Source organism: Pseudochryseolinea flava (assembly GCF_003286915.1).
In the GTDB taxonomy this organism is placed as follows: Bacteria; Bacteroidota; Bacteroidia; order Cytophagales; family Cyclobacteriaceae; genus Ohtaekwangia; species Ohtaekwangia flava.
Genome location: NZ_QMFY01000031.1, coordinates 1 through 19531, shown reverse-complemented (window position 1 = coordinate 19531; position 19531 = coordinate 1). Strand labels below are relative to the sequence as shown.

The 19531-nt window shown below is 43.5% G+C and carries 18 protein-coding genes; 4 read left to right on the top strand and 14 right to left on the bottom strand.

From position 1 onward, the window contains the following. Positions 1 to 207 precede the first annotated feature (207 nt). Both lysS and DQQ10_RS27350 read right to left on the bottom strand, forming a co-directional pair. Complete coding sequence (gene lysS, locus DQQ10_RS27355; RefSeq protein ID WP_112750144.1) at positions 208 to 1935, bottom strand: lysine--tRNA ligase; 1728 nt, start codon at positions 1933 to 1935, stop codon at positions 208 to 210. 103 nt (positions 1936 to 2038) lie between these two features. Then, the gene (locus DQQ10_RS27350; protein WP_112750143.1) at positions 2039 to 3217 is read right to left on the bottom strand and encodes a proline dehydrogenase family protein; all 1179 of its coding nucleotides are present in this window, start codon (positions 3215 to 3217) and stop codon (positions 2039 to 2041) included. A gap of 120 nt (positions 3218 to 3337) precedes the next feature. On the opposite strand from DQQ10_RS27350, the gene aroB reads away from it, so the two are divergent. Further along, the gene (aroB, locus tag DQQ10_RS27345) at positions 3338 to 4381 is read left to right on the top strand and encodes a 3-dehydroquinate synthase (RefSeq protein WP_112750142.1); all 1044 of its coding nucleotides are present in this window, start codon (positions 3338 to 3340) and stop codon (positions 4379 to 4381) included. On the opposite strand, the gene DQQ10_RS27340 is transcribed toward aroB, so the two are convergent. Next, a complete protein-coding gene (locus DQQ10_RS27340; protein WP_112750141.1) occupies positions 4372 to 4557 on the bottom strand; it encodes a hypothetical protein in 186 nt (61 codons plus the stop codon). The two genes, aroB and DQQ10_RS27340, sit on opposite strands and share 10 nt — an antisense overlap. Before the next feature lie 103 nt (positions 4558 to 4660). Between DQQ10_RS27340 and DQQ10_RS27335 the strand changes: the two genes are divergently transcribed. Further along, complete coding sequence (locus DQQ10_RS27335; RefSeq protein WP_112750140.1) at positions 4661 to 5878, top strand: 3-phosphoshikimate 1-carboxyvinyltransferase; 1218 nt, start codon at positions 4661 to 4663, stop codon at positions 5876 to 5878. On the opposite strand, the gene DQQ10_RS27330 is transcribed toward DQQ10_RS27335, so the two are convergent. From DQQ10_RS27330 to DQQ10_RS27305, 6 genes are all read right to left on the bottom strand, one after another. Further along, a complete protein-coding gene (locus tag DQQ10_RS27330; RefSeq protein WP_112750139.1) occupies positions 5865 to 6644 on the bottom strand; it encodes an ABC transporter substrate-binding protein in 780 nt (259 codons plus the stop codon). The two genes, DQQ10_RS27335 and DQQ10_RS27330, sit on opposite strands and share 14 nt — an antisense overlap. A gap of 210 nt (positions 6645 to 6854) precedes the next feature. Then, positions 6855 to 7916: a sensor histidine kinase gene (locus tag DQQ10_RS27325; protein ID WP_112750138.1), complete on the bottom strand. Its 1062-nt coding sequence runs from the start codon at positions 7914 to 7916 to the stop codon at positions 6855 to 6857. 45 nt (positions 7917 to 7961) lie between these two features. Further along, positions 7962 to 8471: a YfiR family protein gene (locus tag DQQ10_RS27320; RefSeq protein WP_112750137.1), complete on the bottom strand. Its 510-nt coding sequence runs from the start codon at positions 8469 to 8471 to the stop codon at positions 7962 to 7964. 98 nt (positions 8472 to 8569) lie between these two features. After that, complete coding sequence (locus DQQ10_RS27315) at positions 8570 to 9088, bottom strand: YfiR family protein (RefSeq protein ID WP_112750136.1); 519 nt, start codon at positions 9086 to 9088, stop codon at positions 8570 to 8572. A 110-nt stretch (positions 9089 to 9198) separates the two neighbouring features. Continuing rightward, on the bottom strand, positions 9199 to 10269 hold the full coding sequence (locus DQQ10_RS27310) for a M42 family metallopeptidase (RefSeq protein WP_112750135.1): 1071 nt from the start codon (positions 10267 to 10269) through the stop codon (positions 9199 to 9201). A 53-nt stretch (positions 10270 to 10322) separates the two neighbouring features. After that, positions 10323 to 11894, bottom strand: a complete 1572-nt coding sequence (locus tag DQQ10_RS27305) for an acyl-CoA carboxylase subunit beta (RefSeq protein WP_112750134.1) — start codon at positions 11892 to 11894, stop codon at positions 10323 to 10325. A gap of 125 nt (positions 11895 to 12019) precedes the next feature. Between DQQ10_RS27305 and DQQ10_RS27300 the strand changes: the two genes are divergently transcribed. Continuing rightward, positions 12020 to 12961: a Ppx/GppA phosphatase family protein gene (locus tag DQQ10_RS27300; protein ID WP_112750133.1), complete on the top strand. Its 942-nt coding sequence runs from the start codon at positions 12020 to 12022 to the stop codon at positions 12959 to 12961. Here the strand turns inward: DQQ10_RS27300 and DQQ10_RS27295 are convergent, their stop codons facing one another. From DQQ10_RS27295 to DQQ10_RS27285, 3 genes are all read right to left on the bottom strand, one after another. Then, on the bottom strand, positions 12962 to 13462 hold the full coding sequence (locus DQQ10_RS27295) for a YfiR family protein (protein ID WP_112750132.1): 501 nt from the start codon (positions 13460 to 13462) through the stop codon (positions 12962 to 12964). Positions 13463 to 13466: 4 nt separating this feature from the next. Beyond that, complete coding sequence (locus DQQ10_RS27290; RefSeq protein WP_112750131.1) at positions 13467 to 15458, bottom strand: TonB-dependent receptor plug domain-containing protein; 1992 nt, start codon at positions 15456 to 15458, stop codon at positions 13467 to 13469. 185 nt (positions 15459 to 15643) lie between these two features. Beyond that, positions 15644 to 17251 (bottom strand): DUF4139 domain-containing protein, encoded by a 1608-nt coding sequence (locus DQQ10_RS27285; RefSeq protein ID WP_133259787.1) that lies wholly within the window; start codon positions 17249 to 17251, stop codon positions 15644 to 15646. A gap of 120 nt (positions 17252 to 17371) precedes the next feature. Between DQQ10_RS27285 and DQQ10_RS27280 the strand changes: the two genes are divergently transcribed. After that, on the top strand, positions 17372 to 18451 hold the full coding sequence (locus DQQ10_RS27280) for an Ldh family oxidoreductase (RefSeq protein WP_112750129.1): 1080 nt from the start codon (positions 17372 to 17374) through the stop codon (positions 18449 to 18451). Here the strand turns inward: DQQ10_RS27280 and DQQ10_RS27275 are convergent, their stop codons facing one another. Together DQQ10_RS27275 and DQQ10_RS27270 are read right to left on the bottom strand one after the other, a co-directional pair. Continuing rightward, positions 18452 to 19012, bottom strand: coding sequence for a hypothetical protein (locus tag DQQ10_RS27275; protein ID WP_112750128.1), 561 nt, complete (start codon positions 19010 to 19012; stop codon positions 18452 to 18454). A 5-nt stretch (positions 19013 to 19017) separates the two neighbouring features. Beyond that, positions 19018 to 19311, bottom strand: a complete 294-nt coding sequence (locus tag DQQ10_RS27270; RefSeq protein WP_112750127.1) for an FtsB family cell division protein — start codon at positions 19309 to 19311, stop codon at positions 19018 to 19020. Positions 19312 to 19531: the final 220 nt, after the last annotated feature.

Sequence of the window (19531 nt, the reverse complement as noted above, 5' to 3'; positions counted from 1 at the left end):
TTGTTCAGTCTGAATTGTTCGTCAAATAGACCTTTCGCCTTGTTTTTCATTTCCCTTACTTTGAAAGCAAGTACGCAAATCTTTACCGCTTTTCACTGAGGTTTTTAGAGATGCCCTTAATCGTTAAAACAAAATGTCGAACTGCTTTCACAATTCGACATTTTGCTTGAGGCTCGTAGCTAGCAACTTGCAGCTGAAGAGGATCGCTTACGCAATCCATCCTTCAACATCTTGTAATGTTGGGTTCGGGATTTCAAGTTTCATTTTCTTGCGCATACCACACACATCGTTGAAAAGTTTCGATGCTTTCATCTCTTTCATTTGTGTGAGCGATTGTATGCCGAGTTTTTGCAACACCGGAATTAGATCTTCGCGAACGCCAATGGCGAGAAATTCTTTTTCATCGAATCCTCCTCCTTGCTTTTCAGGCTTCATCTGCGGGAAGAAGAGTACATCTTGGATGGATGCAGAATTCGTCATGATCATCGACAAGCGATCGATACCAATACCTAGACCTGCTGTTGGCGGCATTCCGAATTCAAGCGCACGAAGGAAGTCTTCATCCAACGTCATCGCTTCTTCATCACCACGCTTTCCTAGCTCTAACTGTTCTTCAAAGCGCTCACGCTGATCGATTGGATCGTTCAGCTCTGAGAAGGAATTTGCGATTTCCTTTCTATTACAGATTGCTTCAAAACGTTCTACCAATCCTGGAACACTTCTGTGCTTCTTGGCGAGTGGCGACATTTCGATTGGATAGTCAGTGATGAACGTTGGCTGGATTAGCTCATGCTCGCACTTCTCTCCGAAAATCTGGTCGATCAATTTTCCTTTGCCCATACTTGGATCCATCGGAACATTCAGGCTCTTGCAAGTGTCGCGAAGTTGCTGCTCATCCATTTTTGAAATGTCAACGCCCGTAAAATGTTGGATCGCTTCAAACATGGTAAACCTTTTCCAAGGTCGTTTAAAGTCGATGATATTCTCACCTACTTTAACTTGGGTTGTGCCATGAAGATCAAGTGCTACTTTTTCAATCATCTCTTCGACAAGATCCATCATCCAATAGTAGTCCTTGTAAGCCACATACAATTCAACTTGTGTAAATTCAGGATTGTGAAAACGAGACATTCCCTCGTTTCTAAAATCTTTCGAGAACTCGTACACGCCATTGAAGCCTCCGACAATAAGACGTTTTAAATACAACTCGTTCGCGATGCGCAAGTAGAGCGTCATATCGAGTGTATTGTGATGTGTTTTGAAAGGACGTGCAGCAGCACCACCATAGAGTGGTTGAAGAATTGGTGTCTCAACTTCCAAGTACGCTTTGTTGTTCAAATACTGACGCATAGAATTCACTAACTGTGTGCGCTTGATGAAAGTATCACGAACCTCAGGATTTACAATCAAGTCCACATAACGCATGCGATAACGCTGCTCGTGATCTGTAAAGGCATCGTGTTTCACAACCGATCCATCTTCATTCGTTGTTTCTTTCACAACAGGAAGTGGTCGAAGTGATTTGGTCAGTACTTTAAATGATGTTACGTGAATAGAGATTTCACCGGTTTGTGTCGTAAAGCCGTAGCCTTTTACACCGATGATATCGCCAATATCAAGAAGTCTTTTGAAAACGGTATTGTAAAGGGTTTTGTCTTCGCCCGGACATATATCGTCGCGGCGGAAATAAACTTGGATTCTGCCCGTCTCGTCCTGGAGTTCGGCAAACGCGGCGTTGCCCATCACACGACGGCTCATGATACGACCCGCCAAAGAAATATCCCGATAGTCACTCTTATGGCGCTCGTAGTTCTCATGAATTTCCTTAGCAGAAGCGTTTACTTCAAAAAGCTCTGCGGGATATGGATTGATCCCTAGGTCTTCTAGATCTTTTTTACTTTTCCTGCGCTGGAGTTCCTGTTCGCTGAGTTGCATACGGTCAAAATTTTGGCAAAAATAGTCTAATTCGGGAAAAAAGAATGGAGTCTTCCCGACTATTCAACACCTTTCAGAAATCAACAAGGATCGTTTATATGATTTAGCCCTTACGGCGCCGTAATTCTTTTCGAATAAGCGTCAATTCGCGGCTACTTTGCCCTGCTACAGAAGTGTTCTCGGCTGCTCTTCTAAACAAATACGGCATCACGGAGCGCACGGGGCCATAGGGTACATATTTGGCAACACGATAGCCATGACGCGCCAGATTAAAACTGATATTGTCGCTCATACCAAAGAGCTGCGCAAACCAGATTCGCTCGTCGGTTTCAGAAATGTTGTATTTCTTCATGAGCTCACTAAGCAGGTAATTGCTCTGCTCATTGTGAGAACCACACATGATCGCCATGCGATTGATATTCGCCATGCTAAATTCTAACGCCTCATTAAACGCTACATCCGTCGCTTCCTTATTCGCGTGAATCGGACTTTCGTAGCCACGCTGCTGCGCGCGCGCGCGCTCCTTTTCCATATACGCGCCACGCACAAGTTTGCCACCAAGGTGATAGTCGCCTTTTACTGCATTTTGATATGCCGTTTTCAGATTGCCAAGCGACGCCGTGCGGTAGAGTTGATAGGTATTGAACACGATGGCCTTTTTACGATTGTACAATGCCATCATTTCATAGGCGAGATCATCGATAGGTTCTTGTATCCAGGTCTCTTCGGCATCGACCAACACCGGTATGCCAACTTCGTATGCACGTTTGCAAATGCGATTAACACGTTCACGGACGCGTTCATATGCCGCAGCCTCTTCTTTTGTTAATGGTGCGTTTGATTGCACTTTCTCCAGCAGATCACTCGACGCTAATCCCGTTACTTTGAAAACAGTGAATGGAATGCTTTGAGATTTACCAGCTTTCTCAACAGTTCGAAGTGTTTCCTCCATCGTTAAATCGAAGCCGCGTTCAGATTTTTCACCTTCAACGGAGTAATCTAAGATTGTTCCTACACCATACTTTGCCAACGATGCGATTTCGTCATCACACTTGTCAATACTCTCTCCACCGCAGAAATGATCAAAAACAGTTTTCTTAATCATTCCTTCAACAGGGAGATGTAATTTCAACGCGAGCTTAACAGAACTTGTCGCCAAAGCTGAAATCGTTGGATTATTTACGAGCGTAAAAATGAAATTCGCTTTTTTGAGTGCTGCATCCGACTTATAGGAAAATGCAACCGAGGTGTCGTCAAAAGAAAGATTGTTCGCTGCTGCCATACGTTAATGAGTGGCGCAAATATATGTGAAATTTTACGCCGCAATCGTTAGCATAAACACCGTTACCGCTGATTTGAGCACTTTTATATAACTTTCCGAATAAAAGAATTTTAAAGCCCAATGCTGCCCGATAACATTTTGTTTTCTGAAAATCCATCAAACGATCTTCTGATATTCCTCCAAAAAAAAAATTACTCCACCGTCGTCGTACTGGCTGACCACAACACCGCCAAGGCATGTTATCCAAGCATCAGTGACTCACTTCCAACGCATAGTCTTATCACTGTCGGTGCAGGAGAGGAATTCAAGAATCTCGGTACATGCACCACCATCTGGCAACAAATGACTAACCTCCACCTCGATCGACATGCCTGTATGGTTGTTCTCGGCGGTGGTGTACTCGGCGATATGGGCGGCTTCTGTGCAGCAACCTATAAACGTGGTATTGATTTCGTCCTTGTGCCAACTACACTCCTCGCGCAAACCGATGCAAGCATCGGCGGTAAGTTGGGTATTGACTTCGATAATTTTAAAAATCACATTGGTGTTTTCCAACAACCAGCACTGACACTTCTTTACAGCGGTTTTTTGAAGACACTACCTGAAGCTGAATTGCGGTCTGGCTTTGCTGAAATTATCAAGCACACATTAATCTCTGATAAAGCTATGTGGACGCACATCTCAACGCTCCCATTAGCATCACAAAATTGGACGACCTTGGTAAAGCACTCCGTTGCCTTCAAAGCACGTGTTACGACGGAAGATCCAAAAGAAAAAGGACTGCGTAAAATTTTGAATGCAGGTCATACCATCGGTCACGCTGTAGAAAGTTATCTGTTGGCTTCCGGTCATCGTATCCTCCACGGCGAGGCCATCGCTATTGGACTTATTGCCGAAGGATACATTGCCGAACAACGTGGACTATTGTCTTCACAAGAACTTCACGCCATGGCGGATTACATATTGAAAATTTTTGGCAAAGTAAGCCTTGATGATCAACAGATAGAAGCGGCATCGCGTCTTACCGTTCAAGACAAAAAAAATAAGGGAAATAAAATTTTATGCGTACTCCAAGAGGGAATTGGCAACGCGAGGTGGGATCAGGAAATCAACTTTGAAGAGGTAAAACAGGCTCTGACATTTTACCGTACTCTTCAAATGTAATGGGCTTCGGAGTCATCGAAAGGCTTGCTTTCAACCTTTGGCTTTTTTAACGAAGACGCTTTCTTGGCAATGAATGCTTTAGTCTTCTCTTTACGACTTCCAGAAAGCAACCATGCTGTTAAGAGTGCGCCCGAGGCGATACTCAATCCGATAGCAATTTTAGTAGCTTTACTCATATCATAAAGAACTCGATTTTCGTGTGAAATGTTTCGGCTATGCTGAAATTAATCTATAACAAACTGTATTTTCGCCGGCCTAAGAATTTGATTTTTACCAGTTATGATTCAATTGAAGCAAACGAATGTTTTGAAGGGTACAGCAACACGCCTACCAGCATCAAAAAGTATCGCCAATAGAGCCCTTATTATTAATGCGCTCGCTGGCGGAGATGCTGAGCTTCACAATCTTTCAGATGCTAACGATACCCAATTGATGTTGCGCCTTGTCAATTCCAAAGACGCCATCATCGATGTTGAAGACGCTGGTACGACAATGCGATTTCTAACGGCATTCTTCAGTGCGACCAATCAAAGCAAAATACTTACGGGTACTTCTCGGATGAAAGAACGCCCCATCGGTATTTTGGTTAATGCACTACGCGCTTTAGGTGTCGTAATCAACTATCCGGAAAAAGATGGATATCCACCGATCGAAATTGTCAAATTCGAAGGACAAAAAACAAACCACATCAATATTCGCGGCGACATCAGCAGTCAATTTATCTCCGCATTGATGATGATTGCTCCTGCTCTGCCTCAAGGTCTAACGCTCGAACTCGAAGGAAAAATAGGAAGCCGACCATACATCGAAATGACGGCCTCTATTATGAGGCATTTCGGTGCATCGGTTGACTTTACCGGAAACAAAGTTACCGTACCACACCAAGCTTATAAATCCGCGCCGTTCACAGTCGAATCAGATTGGTCGGCAGCAAGCTATTGGTTTGCTTTTACGGCGCTTGCGAAAGAAGCTGAAATTCTTCTTCCACGTTTGTCGCTCAATTCTCTTCAGGGAGACAGTGTCGTTGTTCAGATCATGGATCAACTCGGCGTACAAGCTAAAATGGAAAATGGCATGTTGAAGCTCACAAAAAAAGCGCATGCTTCTGAGATCACGTGGGACTTTACACACTGCCCTGACCTCGCACAAACAATTGCTGTAGTGTGTGTAGCAAAAGGTATTAAAGGCAACTTCACCGGACTGGAAAGTCTGCGTATCAAAGAAACTGATCGTATTGCTGCCCTTCAAAATGAATTAAAGAAGATTGGCGGAGAGCTTATCGAGATTGATACAGAACACTGGACTTTAATTCCATCGAAGCAATTACCGACTCACGCGTCTTTTGCAACCTACAAGGACCATCGCATGGCCATGGCTTTCGCGCCTCTCGTAACACTGATGGATGTAGCGGTCGACAAGGGTGATGTAGTCAGAAAATCATATCCCAACTATTGGAATGACTTGAAGTCGTTTCAAATACCACTCACTGAAAGTTAAGCGAATTGAAATAGGCTGGTGCTTTTATCAGTCGGCTACCATACCAGGAAAACATTTCGCCATCCACCAATATAATTTTGCTCTGGGGTAAAAGTTGTTGAAGCATATCGACGTGCTTTTCTTTGAACGGAAATGGTTCGGATGACAAAAGAATATAATCCGGATTCATAGCTTGAATGTATTCTTCTGAAATTTCTGGATATCGCGTTTCTGGAACGGCATTACGCAGTCCCATTTTTTCAAGCAGTGTATTGATGAAAGTATCTCGTCCTGCTGCCATCCAGGGCTTATGCCAAATGAGATATAGTGCCGATACAGGCGGTGTGGATATCAATTTTTCGAATGACTCATGAATAGATGCGATGATGTTCTCGGCTTGTTCTTTCGTGTCAGTAATCTGGCCGAGACAGGCAACCATTGCCACTGCATCTTCAATAGAAACAATATCGCTCGTCCACACTGGATACTTAGCACGCAAGCGGTTTATTCCTTCTTGATAATTTTCTTCTTTGTTAGCAATGATCAAGTCAGGTTCAAGAGCTTGAATGACTTCGAAGTTAAATTGTTTTGTTCCACCGACTATTTTCTTGGGTGAAATCCATGCTTGCGGATGGACACAGAATTTGGTTATACCGACAATTTTCTCATCGAGATCAAGATCAGCCAGCAATTCAGTTTGTGAAGGGACGAGAGACACAATTCTCCTCGGCGGAAAATTTATCGTCACCAGGTGATTCATTTGATCGAGAAACGACCGACTTTCCATAATTGCACTACAACTTGAGAGGAAGTTAAAAAAAAACGCACAGAGCACACAAAGAAAAGACCCTCTCTGTAAAAACTTTGCGACCCCGTGCGTAACTCTTTATAAACGACTTGTGCTGTTCACAAGTGTGTACTACATCTAAAAAAACGCACAGAGTGTACAGAGAAAAGACCCTCTCTATAAAAACTCTGCAACCCCGTGCGTAGCTCTTTATAAAATCGAATTGGCTTCAGGAAGACGATTCGGAATTTGAATCTGAAAGATCGTCCCTTCTCCAACGCTCGACATCACTTTAATAGTTCCTTGAAGACGTTCAATTGTATCTTTTACGATGAACAATCCTAAACCAGAACCTTGTGCTTGATCGGTTGCCCGAAAGAAAAGATCGAAAATCTTTTCTTTGTAAGCTGGCTCGATTCCGATGCCATTATCCTCGATACAAAGATCACAATTTTTATCGTCAACCCGCGCCATGATTTTTATGAACGGGTTCACTTTCTTTTTATCCTGATACTTTATTGCGTTTGATAAAATGTTTGTCACAATTGTTTTCAATCGGACAAGATCAGAATATAACTCAACCCGTTGATCGATCTCAATGGTAAACTGAACATCATTGCGATCAAGCGGATCAAGATTCTCCATTTCGTCATGCAAAACCTTTGTCAGGTTTATCTTCTCGCGCTTCACTTCCATCTTATCGTTTCGATAGAAGTCGTTCATCTCTTCGATAAACGCGTTGAGCTTTAACAAACTCTTTTTGATCAGATTGATGTAAGCATCCTTTTCATCGTCGGGAGCTTTCTCTGCAATTTGAACAAGGCCGAGTGCAGACATCAATGGTGCTTTAAGATCATGTGTCGTTTTGAAGATCACTTGATCAAGCTGAAGATTCGAGCGAATAAGTTCGTCTTCTCTTTTCTTGATATCTGTTATGTTGTTAAGCTTAAGCACCAACCCGCGAACGGTGTAGTGATGAAGCATATTCGATACTCGTATTTCAAAATCCACTTTTCGGCCATCTGCCCCGATGATTTCAATTTCATCGGTCAAAGTGGTATCACTGCCGTGGAGTTTTTCTCTCCACTGCGTTAGTTTTTCAGCCGGAACATAATCACTGATTTTTTTACCGAGCAACGAAACAGGTCGGACGTCGAAGACATCAGCTACAGAAGAGGAGATATAACGGATGTAGAGGTCTTTGTCAACTACGACATTAATGTCATCAGAATTCTCGACCAGCTCACGAAACATCCCTTCACGCCATTCCATACCCGTTATCTTCCCGTTCTTAACCTGCGCTTGCCGCGGTAGCGATCAAATCAGAATCGCCATACTGCTAAGCTGCGACGATACTTTCAGGTTTGATCCTGAAACAACGCCTTGATTCAATTCAAATTTCAATTTACCATCAACTACTTTGAAGTTGATGCAACTACCTTTCTGGCCTAAACCATTACCATCGGTGATCGTAAGGACCGACTTGCCGGTAGTACTCGTTCTGATTGACTCGAAGTCTTTGTTCTTCGACTTGCCAACATACACTACTTGACATTCTGTTGCCTCTGCAGCGGAACCTAATTTGCGGATCGCATATTTTTTGCTCCCCTTAGGTTTTCCGTCATACCACTGCTTGAGGGTATTGAACACATTGTCATCACCAATCACTCCGACAACAAAATCTCCACCGTCGCCTTCATTTGGCCACTGCACATACTTAATAAAGTTGTACAACATCGCCGCGTGAATTTCATGTGGCGGGCGTTCTTGTCCGTAAACGCTTCCTGCTGTGAAAGCAAAAAGACATAAAAAAATAATGGTTTTCATAGATATAGTTGGTTCAGTTTATGGGTTCTGCGTTAGGCTAATCTACGATTTAATCTGGGATTCGTCCCGAAGTTCCCGGGACAAGCTCCCACACACCATTAAATCAAGATCGCCATTGAGGAGAGTGAACCTGACACTTTAAGATTTGCTGTCTCAATTGCCTTTTGATTCAACTCGAACTTCAGCTTATTGTCAACTGTCTTAAAGTTGATGCTGCTACCTTTCTCGCCTAATCCGTTCTTATCTGTGATCAGCAAAGTGCCTTTGCCTTTCAATTTGTTATTTATCGTTTCAAATTCGCCACTTTTAGATTTATCGATGAAGAGTACGTGGCAATCTGTTACCTCTGCCGCCGAATTAAACTTCTTAATCACATAAGTCTTCGATCCTTTTGGCTTTCCTCCGTACCACTCGTTCAATGTTGCGAAGATTGTCTGGCTTCCTACTACACCGATCACGAACTCACCAGAGGTTGATTGGTCCGGCCACTGCACATATCGTGTGAAGTTGAAAACCATCATCGAATACACTTCATGAATTGGTCTCTCCGCAGCTTGAGCAAAAGCACTGCCACTTATCAGGAGAGTTGCTACTACGAGGGTTGCTATCTTTTTCATAAAACTTATAAGGGTGTTTGTTATTTGTTATCACAAAAACAGGTTCCCCCGTTTGACCGGAAGAACCTATCCAGATGGCAACCTTATTGATGTAAGATTTTCTCCTCAGATTACTTAATATACCTGAAATCATGCCCAGATTTGAGCTGGAGCAAAAATTCGTAAATAAGATTTATAACGTTTTCGACATCTTCTTTGTGCACCATTTCGACCGTTGTGTGCATATACTTCAAAGGTAGGGAAATAAGCGCCGATGCGACTCCTTCGGCAGAATATGCAAAAGAGTCGGTATCCGTACCTGTGGAGCGAGAAACTGCCTGGCGCTGGAAAGGTATTTTCCGCTTTTGGGCCGTCTCTATTACCATTTTGAGAACATTATTTTGAACCGCCGGACCGTAACAGACCACGGGTCCACTCCCAGCCTTCAAATTTCCACTCTCCTTCTTGTTATACATAGGCGATTGCGTATCGTGGGTCACGTCTGTGCAAATCGCTAAATCTGGCTTAATTCGGCGCGAAATCATTTCCGCTCCCCGTAGCCCTATCTCCTCCTGAACGGAATTCACGATGTAAAGCCCGAATGGCAGTTTTTTCTTATTTTCAGAGAGCCTCCTCGCTACTTCAGCGATCATAAATCCACCCATTCGGTTGTCCAGGGCGCGGCCTACCAACCAGTTTTTATTGAGCTCCATTAATTCGTCTTCAAACGTGATAACGCAACCAACGTGAACGCCCAAAGCCTCGACCTCTTTTTTGGATTCGGCTCCGATATCGATAAAGATGTTTTTCAACGAAGGAGCCTCCTCACGTGCAGCATCACGAACGTGAATCGCTGGCCAGCCAAAAACACCCTTCACAATACCCTTGTCCGTGTGAATGTTCACACGCTTTGAAGGCGCAATCTGATGGTCGGATCCACCGTTGCGACGAACATAGATGTAGCCATCTTCAGTAATGTAATTTACGAACCAAGAGATCTCGTCGGCATGTGCCTCAATCACCACTTTGTACGGAGCCTTCGGATTAACAATACCGACTGCAGTTCCATAGACATCAACCATATACTCGTTGATATAAGGCTTCAGGTAATCAAGCCAAATTTGTTGTCCCGAGCTTTCGAATCCCGTGGGCGACGCATTGTTCAGATATGCGTATAAAAACTGTTTACTCTTTTTATCCATAGTGCTTAAATCCTTTTTATAAAATCATTTTCTAACAATTCAAATCACATCCGTTACAATGGAATGTTTCCATGTTTTTTTCGTGGCAACGTCGCTACTTTATTTTCCAGCATCGCGTATGCCTTGATGAGTTTTTCCCGCGTTTGATCTGGATAGATTACCTCATCAATGTACCCGCGGTGCGCTGCACGATAGGGGTTTGCAAATTTTCTGGTATACTCATCAACCTTCTCATTCAACTTTGCTTCTGGATCGGCAGCCTCCGAAATCTCTTTCTTGAAAATAATTTCTGCGGCTCCTTTAGCGCCCATTACAGCAATCTCTGCCGTTGGCCATGCGTAATTCAAGTCGGCACCAATATGTTTAGAATTCATCACATCATAAGCACCACCATAGGCTTTACGTGTAATGACGGTAACGCGAGGAACAGTCGCTTCTGAAAATGCAAACAATAATTTTGCACCGTTGGTAATAATCGCATTCCATTCCTGATCTGTACCTGGCAAAAATCCTGGAACGTCTTCGAACACGAGCAAAGGAATGTTAAAGCAATCGCAGAAACGAACGAAACGTGCGCCCTTCACACTGCTGTCAATATCAAGAACTCCCGCCATAGACGCGGGTTGATTTCCTACAACACCGATACTTCTACCTGCAAGTCGAGCAAAACCAACAACAATATTCTCTGCGAAATTTTTATGAACTTCGAAGAAGCTATCGCCATCCACTACACCGTTGATCACCTCACGCATATCGTAAGGTTGATTTGGATTTGCAGGTATAATCTCATTGAGCTGTGGACGAGATTCATCGCCGGCCGTATACGGTTGACGCGGAACTTCATCTTCACAATTCTGCGGTATATAACTCAATAACTTTTTAATCTGTTGAATGCACTCCGCTTCATTACCGCAAGCAAAATGAGTTACCCCACTTTTGGTACTGTGGGTAATCGCCCCTCCTAATTCTTCCGCTGTTACGTTCTCATGCGTAACTGTTTTTACTACGTTCGGTCCGGTTACAAACATGAAAGAGGTGTTCTCGACCATGAATATAAAATCCGTGATGGCCGGTGAGTAAACAGCACCACCAGCGCAAGGGCCCATGATCGCAGAAATCTGCGGCACTACACCTGATGCCAGTGTATTGCGATAAAAGATGTCAGCATATCCACCAAGAGAAACTACACCTTCCTGGATACGCGCACCGCCGGAATCGTTTAAGCCAATGACGGGCGCTCCATTCTTCATGGCCAGGTCCATAATCTTCACAATCTTCTCGGCATGCGTCTCAGAAAGTGATCCACCAAAAACGGTGAAATCTTGAGAGAAAACATATACCAGTCGCCCATGCACTGTACCGTATCCGGTTACCACGCCATCGCCTAAGTAGTATTCTTTGTCCAGCCCAAAGTCCTTGCTTCGGTGCATAACAAATTTTCCAAGTTCTTCGAACGATCCTTCATCAAGCAATAAGGCTAGGCGTTCACGCGCTGTCAGTTTTCCTTTAGCATGTTGTTGCTCTATCCGCTTTTGACCACCGCCTTGTAATGATTCCTGGTTCTTGTGTTCAAGCTCTTCAAATTTTTGCTGCAACACTTGATCTTTGATCGTACGTTTCGCCATTCGGTTATGAATTTGTGGGCTAAATATAGTCCGATTTTCGGGTGGTTGTATACACCCGATGTCAACCGGCGATTATTGGCCGTCATCCTTAAATTTGTATCTTCACGCCGCCTTTGCGGAAACTTATGGAGAACAAGGTTGCGATTATGGATATGGGTACAAACACCTTCCATTTGCTGTTGGCCGAAGCTAACGACAACGGCTATCACATTACCCGCCGCGATCGCTTGGCCGTAAAAATCGGAATGGGTGGAATCAATCACGGATACATCACCGAAGAAGCCATTCACCGCGCGCTCGTCGCCATGCAAAGCTTCAAGAATACCATCGAGCAGTACGGCGCAACAAACGTGTATGCATTCGGAACCAGCGCACTCCGAAATGCCAGCAATGGACAAGCTATTGCTGAACGGATCAAGGCACTAACCGGAATATCTGTCGACATTATTTCAGGTGACCGCGAAGCCGAATACATTTATAATGGTGTCAAGACTGCTTTGCATCTGGAACAAAACAAATCTTTGATCATCGACATTGGTGGTGGAAGTGTTGAATTCATCATTGGCGATAACGACCAAATATTTTGGAAGCAAAGCATCGAAATTGGTGCACAACGTTTGATGGAGAAGTTTCAAAAGAACGACCCCATCACGACCGAAGAAATGACTCATCTTGACAATCATTTCAACATAACGCTCGCGCCAGTGTTCGAAGCCCTGGCAAAATTTCCCACAAACATCCTGGTAGGTTCATCCGGAACATTCGATACACTCAGTGATATTTTCTGCGAGCGTCATCATATTCAAAAATCAGCTGAAGAAATTGAAACGCCGTTGACGATAGAAGGATTCTATCAAATCTTTCAAGAGCTACTGCATAAGAATCGCGCCGAACGAATGAAAATTCCTGGAATGATTGAAATGCGCGTCGACATGATCGTGGTCGCTTGTTGCTTGATTCGCTACTTATTGGAACATCATCCATTCAATCGCATTCGTGTGTCGACGTATTCGCTCAAAGAAGGTGTTCTCGCTACCCTCATTCACGAACTGAAAGCGAAAGCCTGATCAGAGTGTTTGATTGGCTAAGCTCGAAAGACTTTTAGAAATCTTAATCTGCCGCTTCTCTAATTCTGTGTGATTGATATCATATCGAAGTGTATTATTCTCCATCACGACAAAACTAAAGCCTGCACCTTTCTTAAATAACCCTTCGCGCTCAGTAATAATCATTACAGACTTTCCTTGCGTTGCTTTAATCAAATCATCGACTTGAGAACTCTTACTGTCCGCCACATAGAGAATATGCGGTGTGCCAATACTTGAAACGTCATCTATTTGATTCACCTTAACGAGTTTTCCGTTAAAATTTTTACCGCTTTGCTTGAGCAATTCTTCATACGCCTTTGTCTTTCCAAAAACCGTGATTTGGAAATCAGAAGCTGCCGTTGGCCATGATGAATATTTTGCGATGTTCACGACAAACAACGCATACACCTGGTAGTTTGTAGTTTGTGCGAAGGCAGAGGATCCGACAAACAAAAAAATTAACAAACAAAAGATCCGCATAACCCTAATCTTTAAAATTCAATTGATACGATAATTTAATAACATATTCACGGCTTCTTCCTGGAACGGGTGCATAGGCACCTTCACCACCATTGTACGCCTGCGGAATAGCAGGACGCTCATTCAGTAAATCATAAACACCGATACCTGCATTCAATCCTGGTAAGATGTTGTCGTAATGCACAAATACATTGGCTAACACATACGGATCAAGTTCTGTCGATACCGGATTCTCTTCTTCATCGGCGGTCGTGTATGCATATCGCTTGCCAGCAAAAACAAAACTTGGATTCACACCGAGCTTGGATGTAATGTTAAAGTTTGTATTTAGCGTAATCTTGTGTGCGGGAAATCCAACGTACTGTCTCTTCGTTTGTGATACACGATAAATATCCACGGTGTTATCTGATAACGCGCGACTGAACGAGTACGTCAAATTTGCGTACCACATTTTCTTTCTGATACTGTAAACCAATTCGAAACCCGTACTTCCTGATTTCTCGTAACTCTCATACCATTCTTCAAATGTATTTTCCGTGCTCGCCGATCCATAGATAATGATATCCTTGCTTGATATATGGAATGCGTTGAATGCAAAAAGCATCTCCGGCGTAAATTGGTAGCCTAACTCAAATTCGAACACATTCGATCGCTCTGGTTTCGCGCCTGTTGTATCCAACGATACATTCTGAAGTGACGGCGCCCTAAACGCTTTACTGTAGAGCATTTTGAAATGTAGATTTTCAATTTTCTTCGTAAGCGCTAACCGCGGAACGAAAGCACCCTTGTAGCGATTATTTTTTTCAAACCGAAAACCCAAAGTTGCATTGGCGAGACGATGTTTAAAAAGTGCTTGTGTGTAAAAAGCAAAGTTATCGAGTGTTAATAGATCTTCGTCTGTTATTAAATCGATACTGCGATCTTGAAAATATAATGCTCCGAAATCTAAACTAACTTTCCTACCCGGCACCCACTTCGCATCCATTTGCGCAAGCATTCGCTTCCCTCGCAATTCAATATTTGCGTCGTCATCTTCCTTATAAAAAAGATTCCAAGGCGTTTGATGGATGTATTGGATTTTTGGTGCCAGCGTAAGTTTCTCCGACGCTTTCAAATTGTAACTCGCATCAACATAAAATGTTTTGAAGAGAACGTCGGCAGTAGGGTCACCCGTCTTAAACTGATCGAACATTCCACGCACCGATAAATTTTTATAGCGAAGCCCTACATTGACATTTGTAGGATTTGCTTTTGTCGTCTCCGAAAGATCACTGGGTTCCTGATAAGCGAACAGATCTTGATATGTTGCATCACTCACAATTGATTTTCCAACGAATGCCGAAAGATCCCATGACAAGTCTTCATTTTTTTGAGATGCCATCACACCAACATTCGATCGCCCAACGGCGTCAGCATGTAAGCCTGCCGTCCCATAAACGCCTACCCCATTCAAACTACCAGCTGCCTTTGTAATGATATTAATCACGCCATATTCTGCGGAGCCCCCATAAACAGCAGAACCGGGACCACGAATAATTTCAATCTGCTCGATTGCATCAACTGGAAAACGATTTCCGACGGCTACTGACTGATACAGCAGTTCATTCATGGGTTGACCATCTAGCATTACGAGAACCTTACCTTCGTTGGCCCAGCTACCACGCAAGCCGATGCCCAGTACAAACTGCAAATCTTGCATGATGTCGAAACCAGGAACGAGTCGGAGTACGTCTGTAAGATCACGCGCGCCACTGTTGTGAATCTCCTCTGCTGTAATTAAACTGATGATTCCAGGCGTTTCACGCATCGTTAATTTCTGAGTAGAGACAGAAACATTTTTATTGAGAATTTTCTGGAGATCGCTCTCTGCAGTGAAAGCGTTTAGATTCATCAGCGAATCCAAATCTTGAGCGACGGCAGGGAGCATAGATACTAATCCTAGTACAACAATTACTCCCACCCTCCGTAAGAAGGGGTTGTGCTTTTTTGTAAGCATGAGAAGGCGGTTCAGGTATTGCGATTAAAAAATTATCGTTTGGCCAAGCATCCGGAGGGTTGGAAATCGGCGCTGTCGAAATTAGGTCTTTTTTTTGCCTTACTGAAATGAAGGCTAAAAAATCTTATCGCAAAAAAAAAAGACCCCTGCGTTCAACAGAGGTCCTCCCAATACTTCTACACACTTTAAAACATCGTAACCATTTTTCCTTTCGGAAATTTAACATCGAACTTAAACACTACCTGTTTACTTTCATTCGGAGTAAGCGCAAATTCCCACCGCAGCTTACCCGACGTTTTATCAAAATAAGCACCACCAGCATCAGATACGATTACTTCAATTTGACCATCCTGTGATACAGGAATTTGGTCCTCGACGATAAGCTTAATATTTTCCATCTTCGCATTACGAACTGAAATTTCATATGCGTAGCTATCGCGCTGATTCATGCCAATAAATTTCCGAGAGGCGTAGTCCTTGAGCTTTTCACGTTTAACAACAATTCGTTTATCTCTACCCAACGACACCGACAATGTATCTTTTATAGTTCTTGGATCGATGAAGCTTTTGCCGACAAAGGTGCCTTCGAAGAATATATTGGCTTCACCTCGAAGAAGGCTTAAATCTTCCCAGCCTGTAAGCTTCGCCATCAGAAACGCATCTAAATCTAGCTTGGGTACCACTGAAAAGAGATAGTCAGCTTTCAATTCGTAATTTCGAATATCAACCAATGTCGGCTTATTCGACGCACTTACAGTATACGGCAGGGAAATATCAAACTCTGTATTCAATGTCGTCTGAATAGTCGTCGTATAATTGGCAATGGTTTGTGCCGGCAGATCCTCTTCCTTCATTTCCATATCCATAGCAGGCGCAGATGCTAAACCACGCAATTGAACGCCAGCAACCTTTCCCTGCAATACACTTTCCATCGACTGTTGAAAAGTTAGATACCACGGCTCGAGTGTTGGCTTCAATCCACTTAGATTAGGGTTGGCGGTAGAGAGCTTCAACTTAACATTGTTCCATTCCTCCCCTGTTGCTTGAAACACATTCGCCTTATAATTCAACTGCACCGGACGTTTTGTATTGATGGCTCTTAAGTCATACTGCGGTGTCCAGCCTGCATTTGCAACAATGTATTGAACATCAAGCGCGACCGCAGCGGGCACAGCCGCTGAAATACGCACAACGATTTCGCTTGTATTGGTCGTGTAGTAAACATGCTTCTCGCTGATCTGTTGCTCAAGCCGTGCAATCTTCTCTTGAATGCGAAGCAAGCGTTCTTCAATTAGCATTCGTCCTTGTACAATGTCGGTAAGGCGTGCCCGGTAGAAGTCTGCCATGGCTTTTAACTCCGCAGCCGTTAAGTTTTGAGTCGTCCCTGCAATGTGTTGATTACTTTGCAATAGGACCTCCTCTTTAGTTAGAATCTCCTTGCGACTCTGCTCAAAATTTAATTTCCGTTGATGAAGTGTAAGCGAATCTTTCAATTGCTTAATCGCTGTTGGCATAGACTGTCCGTCAAGATAATTTTGGTAGTGCGCGATACCGAGAATTACAAAATCTCCCTTGCCTGAAACTTGAATACTTGCCTGATCAAGGTATGCAGTCAAACCGGTTAATATAATATTTGAATTCCCTGCTGCTACTTGTGTATTTACGGTACGAGTTACTTGCGCATTATTCAAAAAGACTGTCACGTTGGTAATCTTTGATTCCGTGATCTTGTCACTTTGCGCATATCCTTTTATTGAAATCAAGAACACGAAGGTCCACACTAAATTTTTCATAATAAGTTGATTTGTACCCTGGATGCCGGTAACGATCAAATTCCACAATACTTCGCCGTGTTTTTTTACTGACGCTAAATTTGATCCACGAGATGTGTTTCCGTTCTATATCTTTGCGCGATGGCAGATCAAGTTTACTCATACGAAAAGTTGAGCCAGTTTGCGCTCGCAACATTTACTAAGATTGGATGTTCAGCAGATCACGCAACGCTCGCCACGAAGGTCCTTTTAAGTGCCGACCTAAGAGGAATCGATTCACACGGCATTGCACGACTTTCAGGTTACGTGAGACTATGGGAAGCGAAGCGCGTCAATGCAACGCCCAATATTCGCGTCGTACACGAATCGCCCAGTACAGCTGTGGTTGATGGTGATGGCGGACTCGGTCTCGTGGTTGCGCCGTATGCGATGAAAATCGCGATGGAGAAAGCACGCGTTGCCGGAACTGGATGGGTAGCAGTAAAAAATTCAAATCACTTTGGGATCGCAGGATACCACGCAATGATGGCGCTTGACCACGACATGATTGGCATGGCCATGACAAACGCGAGTCCATTGGTAGCACCCACGTTCTCCGTAGAAAGACTCCTTGGAACAAATCCAATTGCCGTAGCGATTCCCGCTGACAAACAACCCGCGTTCGTAGCAGATTTTGCTACGACTACTGCCGCAAATGGAAAACTTGAAATTTTACAACGCAAAAACCAAGACGCACCGATTGGGTGGATTCAAAAAAAGAATGGCGATGCCTCAATCAACGCCAATGAATTGAAAGACGGTGGTGCGCTAATTCCGTTGGGAAGCGATCGCGAGCACGGTAGCCATAAAGGTTTTTGCCTGGGAGCTTGGGTCGATATCTTTTCTGCAGTACTATCGGGCGCTAACTACGGGCCATGGGTTCCACCGTTCGTTGCATTCCTGTCGCCACCTGCCGATCCTGTTGGAGAAGGCATCGGTCATTTCTTCGGTGCGATGCGCATCGATGCGTTTAGACCCGCTCATGAATTTAAAACGCACATGGACAATTGGATCAATCGCTTTCGTAATGCTGAGACTATTGCGAGTCAAGAAAAGGTAATCATACCCGGTGATCCGGAAAGAGAAATGAATGCAATCCGACTAAAGGAGGGAATCCCCTTAAATCCAAAAGTCGTGGAAGATCTACAGCTTCTTGGAGAAAAGTTGGGCGTTCATTGGTAGTTAAAAGCCAGCGGTGACACCAGCGCGGATGACCAGCGGCGAATCATAAGGGGACAATTCATTAGGCTGGGGATCTCTGTAGCTAAAATTGTATAGTGCCAACAGAAAGAAGCCTGCATTACGTCCCAACGGTTGGAAGAATCCACCGCCCGCAAAAAAACTATTGTAGCCCTTTCGAACTTTAGAACCATCTAAATCCATCGAAGTATAATTCAGATATTCATACTCGGTATGAAGAAACAATGGCCCATAAAAATTCCATCGTAAGAATGGACTTATACCATAATCATTTGCAGAAAACTTAAAGCTACCAACATTGTACTTTGTATAACGGTATTGAAACTGAAGTCCTGCGGCCAGTTTGGGTGTGATCTTATAGCCAATCAATGGAGAGACCGAAACAAACGAATATCCCTTCTGAAAACTTGCACCAAGGCCTCCACCGGTAAAAATACGTTCTTTCCAAGGTGCCGTTTCATCCATCTCATCTTCCCCCCACTGCGCATTTGCTTGGATAGAAGCGGCGGCCAAAAGGATTACGAACAGGAGAAAGCGTTTCATATCGATCAGTCTTTTTCTTTTATAACGTAGATAGTTTCGGTTTCTTTTTTCATGAGGTATTTCTCACGCGCGAATTTTTCAATTGACTCGCGGTCACCGAAAACCTCATTACGATCCTTTTCCGTCTCCTTGTACTTATCCTGATAATACTCTCGCTCACTTTCTAAGCCACTCAATTTGCTGCTCATTTGAAAACGAGCGATGAGATTATTCGAGTCCAGAAAAGTCATCCAGAGCAGAAATACAACACTCACTACAACGTAAAAATTCTGAAATGGTCTAGGGAGTTTCTTGAACATAAGCTTAAAAAGTTGTACTAAGATAGATAAAAAAGTGATTTCAAAAGCGTTGCCTTAATAACGGGTTTGGCGCATGATTGGATTCAAACGAAAAAAAGAGGCTGTCTCAAAAGGGCAGCCTCTTCTTTTGTGTATGGATAAAAAAAAAGAAGAGAACGTGAGTCCTCTTCTAGTTGCAAGTCGTTATCTTGCTTGTGTGTACTAAAACAAAAGTAGTCTT